General features: G+C 74.0%; 4 protein-coding genes. 1 reads left to right on the forward strand and 3 read right to left on the reverse strand.

What is annotated here, in order from left to right:
• Positions 1–16: 16 nt before the first annotated feature.
• Positions 17–619, reverse strand: coding sequence for a DUF5998 family protein (locus AC13HU_RS31585; RefSeq protein ID WP_483045403.1), 603 nt, complete (start codon positions 617–619; stop codon positions 17–19).
• A 173-nt stretch (positions 620–792) separates the two neighbouring features.
• On the reverse strand, positions 793–3,612 hold the full coding sequence (locus AC13HU_RS31590) for a bifunctional acetate--CoA ligase family protein/GNAT family N-acetyltransferase (RefSeq protein ID WP_483045404.1): 2,820 nt from the start codon (positions 3,610–3,612) through the stop codon (positions 793–795).
• A 184-nt stretch (positions 3,613–3,796) separates the two neighbouring features.
• Between AC13HU_RS31590 and AC13HU_RS31595 the strand changes: the two genes are divergently transcribed.
• Complete coding sequence (locus AC13HU_RS31595; protein WP_483045405.1) at positions 3,797–4,078, forward strand: HPr family phosphocarrier protein; 282 nt, start codon at positions 3,797–3,799, stop codon at positions 4,076–4,078.
• A gap of 257 nt (positions 4,079–4,335) precedes the next feature.
• Here AC13HU_RS31595 and AC13HU_RS31600 read toward each other — a convergent pair whose 3' ends face one another.
• A complete protein-coding gene (locus AC13HU_RS31600) occupies positions 4,336–5,010 on the reverse strand; it encodes a GntR family transcriptional regulator (RefSeq protein WP_483045406.1) in 675 nt (224 codons plus the stop codon).
• Positions 5,011–5,176: the final 166 nt, after the last annotated feature.

The raw sequence follows: 5,176 nt of genomic DNA on the forward strand, positions 1-5,176 counted from the left end.
GGGTACGGTCCGCCCATCAGTCCGTTGCCGCTGTCGCCTCGGAGAGGGCCTGCGCGAAGGCGAGCGCCTGCCGGACCGTGTCGGGGCCGTCGCCGGCCTCGCTCACCCGCAGCGACAGGTCGTCGACGGTCGAGGAACCGGTATATCCGTGGTCCGCCTCGCAGTTGGGGTCGCCGCACGCGGCCGGTTCCAGGTCGATCCGGGAGACCGCGCCCCATCCGATGGTGAGCACGACCTCGCGCGGCAAGGTACCCGGCGTGCCGGGGGCGCCCGGCGTGTAGGACTCGGGGTTGGCCACCACCCGGCTGACCACGACCGAAGAGATCCGGCCGATCTTCACCGATTCGGTCGACGTGGTGGCGTACGGGCTCGGCGAGGTGTCGTCGGCGGCCTGCTCGTCGGTGTGGCTGACGATGAACCGGCTGTCGGTGAGCACCAGCACCGTCACGTGCCGCCGCACCTCGTTGGCGTCGAACGTGGTCTCCTGGTGGACCAGGTACGACGTGACCGGCTCGCGGCCCACCGCGGCCTCGACGGCCTCGGCCACCAGAGCCGGGTAGTAGCCGCTGCGCTCGATGGCTGTGCGCAGGCCCTGTGTCGTCGTACCGGTCTTCGCCATGCGTCCATCCTATGCGCGCTCCGGGGCGCTCAGAACGCGATCGTGCCCCGGGTCGCGACCTGACCGCGGACTCGGTCGAGGACTCGGTCGCGGCCCGGGCCCGAACCCCGATCCCGCACCCGCACCGCCCCCATGCTTCGCTCAGGTCACTGCGGCACGCGACACCGCGGCGTTCAGTACGTCGTCAGCGCGCGCGGCCCCAGATCGGTGCGGGCCGGCGGGGTGGCCAGCCGTACCCGGGCGCCGAGCACGCTCAGGCCGCGCGCCGCGACCACCACGGGCTCCAGGTCGATCGCGACCACCTCCGGCAGGTCGTCGGCGAGCATCGACACCCGCAGCAGCAGTTCCTCCAGCGCGGCGGTGTCCACCGGTTCCGCGCCGCGCCAGCCGAACAGCATCGGCGCGGACTTGATGGACCGCACCAGCTCCGCCGCGTCCCGGTCCGTGGCCGGAACCAGCCGGTGCGCTATGTCGCCGAGCAGTTCGGAGGGCGCACCGGCCAGGCCGAAGGAGAGCACCGCCCCGGCCGCCGGGTCCACCCCGGCCCGCACCACGGTGTCCACCCCGCGCGGGACCATCGCCTGTACCACCGGGCACAGTTCGGCCGGACCGCCCAGCCGCGCGGTCAGCTCGCCGTACGCCCGCCGCAGGTCGCCCTCGTCGGCGAGGTCGAGCCGTACGCCGCCGAGGTCGGCACGGTGCCGCAGGTGGGGTGCGGTGGTCTTCAGCGCCACCGGGTAGCCGAGCGCGGTGGCGGCCTCGGCGGCGGCGTCCGGGTCGGGCGCGGGCCGGGCCCGGCGGACCTCGATGCCGTACCGGCCGAGCAGCGTCGCCGTGTCGGCGTCGTCGAGGGTGATGCCCTCCCCCGCGGGCGCCCCCGGCGGCAGCAGCCGGTGTACGTCCTCGGCCGCGCCGGCCTCGTCGATCCGGTCCAGGTCGGGCACCCGCCCGGGTTCCGCGACGCTCGCCCGCCACGCGGCGTAGGAGGCGGCCTCGGCGAGCGAGCCGACCGCGCGGTCCGGCGCGCGGTAGGCGGGGATACGGCCGGCAGCTGCGTCGCTCCCGTCCGCGCGGGCGCCGAGCCGGTCGGCCATGGCGTCGAGGGCGAGGTGGACCACGACGACGGGCTTGGCCGCGCCGGCGGCGGCCGCGCGCAGGGCGGCGGCCAGCGCCGGGTCGTCGCCGGCCTCGGGGTCGGCCGGATTCGCCGGATCGGCCGGGGCGGCCACAGTGCTCGCGTCGCTCGGGTCGCTCGGGTCGGCGGTCAGCAGGTCGGTGCCGACCCGGGGGATGGCGGTGACCACCACCGCGTCGCTGCCGGGGTCGGCGAGCGCGGCGGTCAGCGCGGCGGCGAAGTCGTCGGGGGCGGCCGCGGTGGTGAGGTCGATCGGGGCGGCGGGGTGCAGCCCGGCGGTGAGCGCCGCGTCGTAGGTGAGCAGGCCCAGCGATTCGGAGTTGCCGAGGATGGCGATGCGGTCGCCGGCCGGGAGCGGTTGGAGGGCCAGGAAGAGCCCGGCGTCGAGGAGTTCGGTGACCGTGTCGACCCGCATCACGCCGGCCTGCCGGAAGAGCGCGGACACGGTGGAGTCGGGGATACGGGTCGCCGGCACCTCGTGGCCCGCGGGCACCGCACCGGAATGCAGCGCGCCCTTCACCACGACCACGGGCTTCTCGGCGGCGGTACGGCGGGCGAGCCGGGTGAACTTGCGCGGGTTGCCGAACGACTCCAGGTACATCAGCACGGCACCGGTGTCCGGGTCGTCCTGCCAGTACTGCAGCAGGTCGTTGCCGGAGACGTCGGCGCGGTTGCCGGCGGAGACGAAGGTGGAGGGGCCCAGGCCCCGGCGGTGCAGCCCGGAGAGCAGCGCGATGCCGATGGAGCCGGACTGGGTGAACAGCCCGAGCCGGCCGCGGCGCGGCATGTCGGGCGACAGCGAGGCGTTCAGCCGGGCGTCGGGAGCGGTGTTGAGCACCCCGAAGGCGTTCGGGCCGATCACCCGCATGCCGTGCGCGCGGGCCTGCCGGACCAGTTCGCGCTGGCGGGCCCGGCCCTCGGGTCCGGTCTCGGAGTAGCCCGCACTGACCACGACCAGGCCGCGCACGCCGGCGGCGCCGCAGTCGGCGACGGCCTCGGGCACCCGCTCGGCGGGCACCGCGATCACCGCGAGGTCGACGCTCGCACCGCTCTCCGCGATCTCCCGCACCGAGCGGTGGCCGGGCACGCCGCCGAGGTCGGTACCGGCGGCGGGGAAAGCGCGGTTGACCGCGTAGAGCCGCCCGGTGAAGCCGCCGGCCGCGATGTTGCGCAGCAGCGTACGGCCGAGGCCGCCGGGCCGGCGTCCGGTGCCGACCACCGCCACGGACTCTGGGCGCAGCAGCCGCTGGACGGAGCGGGCCTCGGCGCGGTGCTCGCGGGCCCGCATCACGCGCACCGACTCGTCGGTCGGTTCGAGGTCGAGGTCGAGGTGGACCACACCGTCGGTGAAGCTGCGCTGCTGGGTGTAGCCGGCGTCGGTGAAGACCTTGACCATCTTGCGGTTGGCGGGCAGGACTTCGGCGGTGAAGTGCAGGATGCCGCGTTCGCGGGCGACCGCGGCGATGTGTTCGAGCAGCGCGGAGGCGACGCCGCGGCCCTGGTGCGCGTCCTGGACGAGGAAGGCGACTTCGGCGCGGGTGCCGGCCGGCCCGGACGCGGCCCGGCCCTGCTCGTCGGTCCGGTCGTAGCGGACGGTGGCGATGAACTCGCCCCCGACGGTGGCCGCGAGGCCGACCCGGTCGTCGTAGTCGTGGTGGGTGAAGCGGTGCACGTCCCGGTCGGACAGCCGCGGGTAGGGCGCGAAGAACCGGTAGTACTTCGACTCGTCGGAGACCTGCTCGTAGAAGTCGACCAGCCGCCCGGCGTCCTCCGGGCCGATCGGCCGGATGCGGGCGATGCCGCCGTCGCGCAGGACGACGTCAGCCTCCCAGTGGACAGGGTACGGCTGCTCGCTCATGGGCCCAGCGTATGCGGCCGGGCCGCCATGGGGTGTCTGCTCGCGCCGCCGACGCGCAGGGGGCAGTCTGGGGGGACCCGTTCAAGCGCGGGCCGACGTGCGGGACCAGCACCGCGGGCGTGCTTAACTGGTCTAGACAACTGGAACCACCTGCGCAGACCGCACCGACCCGAAGGACTTCACCATGGCTGAGCGGCACGTCAATGTCGGCTGGGCTGAGGGCCTGCACGCCCGTCCCGCGTCCATCTTCGTCCGCGCGGCGACGGCCGCCGGAGTGCCCATGACCATCGCCAAGGCCGGCGGCGACCCGGTCAACGCCGCCTCCATGCTGGCCGTGCTCGGCCTGGGCGCGCAGGGCGGCGAAGAGGTCGTGCTCGCCTCGCAGGCCGACGGCGCCGACGCGGCACTGGACCGGCTGGCGAAGCTGGTCGCCGAGGGCCTGGAAGAGCTGCCCGAGACCGTCTGAGCCGGGCCCGCCTTTCGTCCGCAGTTTTCCGCCTTTCGCGGGCGCCTTCACGGACGTCTTTCACGCACACCTTTCACGGGCGCCTTCGTGGACGCCTTTCGTGCCCGCGTCGCGCCGCCGCACGGGAATACCGGCCGCCGTACGGCAATCCCGCGCAGCGGAATTCAACGGACCCGGACAGCCCCCACGGATTGCCCGACCCCGCTTTTCCGCAATGCGCGAAACAACCATTCACGTTCTTGTATACGGTGCGATTGTTAAGCGCGGCGGCGCCCCGCGTGTACGGCGTGTTTCAGGGTTCTCACCGCAGTGGCCCGCTCCACGTGCAGCGCGGCCAGCCGGCGGGCGCGTTCGGCGTCACCGCGGGCCACCGCGTCCACGAGCGCCGCGTGTTCCTCCCACGCCTGCGCGGCCCGGTCGGTGCCGTCGTCGGCGTACACCCAGGCGATCTTGTAGCGCAGCTGGGTGAGCAGCGCGGCCAGCGTGGGAGCGCCGGACGCCTGCGCCAGCGTCTCGTGGAACCACCCGCCGAGCGCCGGCAGGTCGGACAACTGCCCCTGCACCGCCCGCTCCTGACCGAGCCGGACCAGGCCGCGCAGCACCTTCAGATGCGACTCGCCCCGCCGCTGCGCGGCCCGGGCCGCGCCCAGCGGCTCCAGCAGGCCGCGGATCTCCAGCAGATCCGCGGCCTCCTGCTCGGTCGGCTCGGCCACCGAGGCACCGGCGTGCCTGCGGGTGCGGACGAAGCCCTCGGACTCCAGCGTGCGCAGCGCCTCGCGCACCGGCACCCGCGACACCCCGTAGCGCCGCGCGAGCAACTCCTCGGTCAGCCGGCTCCCGGGTGGATAGAAACCGCCCACGATGTCGTCGCGGATCGCCGTACACACCACCTTGGCCGAGATACGCCGCCCGCTGCCCTCCGTGCCGTTCACATCCGTTTCCGCATCGCAAGAACTCCGTCCTCTCCTCGTATTCGTTCTGCCGCGACTCTATTCCAGCACGGGTGCGGACGGGAATGCATCCCCTGAATTCTTGGATCGTTTTCGGACAGCGGGGCGCGAAGCGGGAGAAACGGGGTTACGGGGGTCCGGGGTTACG

The sequence above is a fragment of the Streptomyces sp. NH27 genome (genome assembly GCF_056859195.1).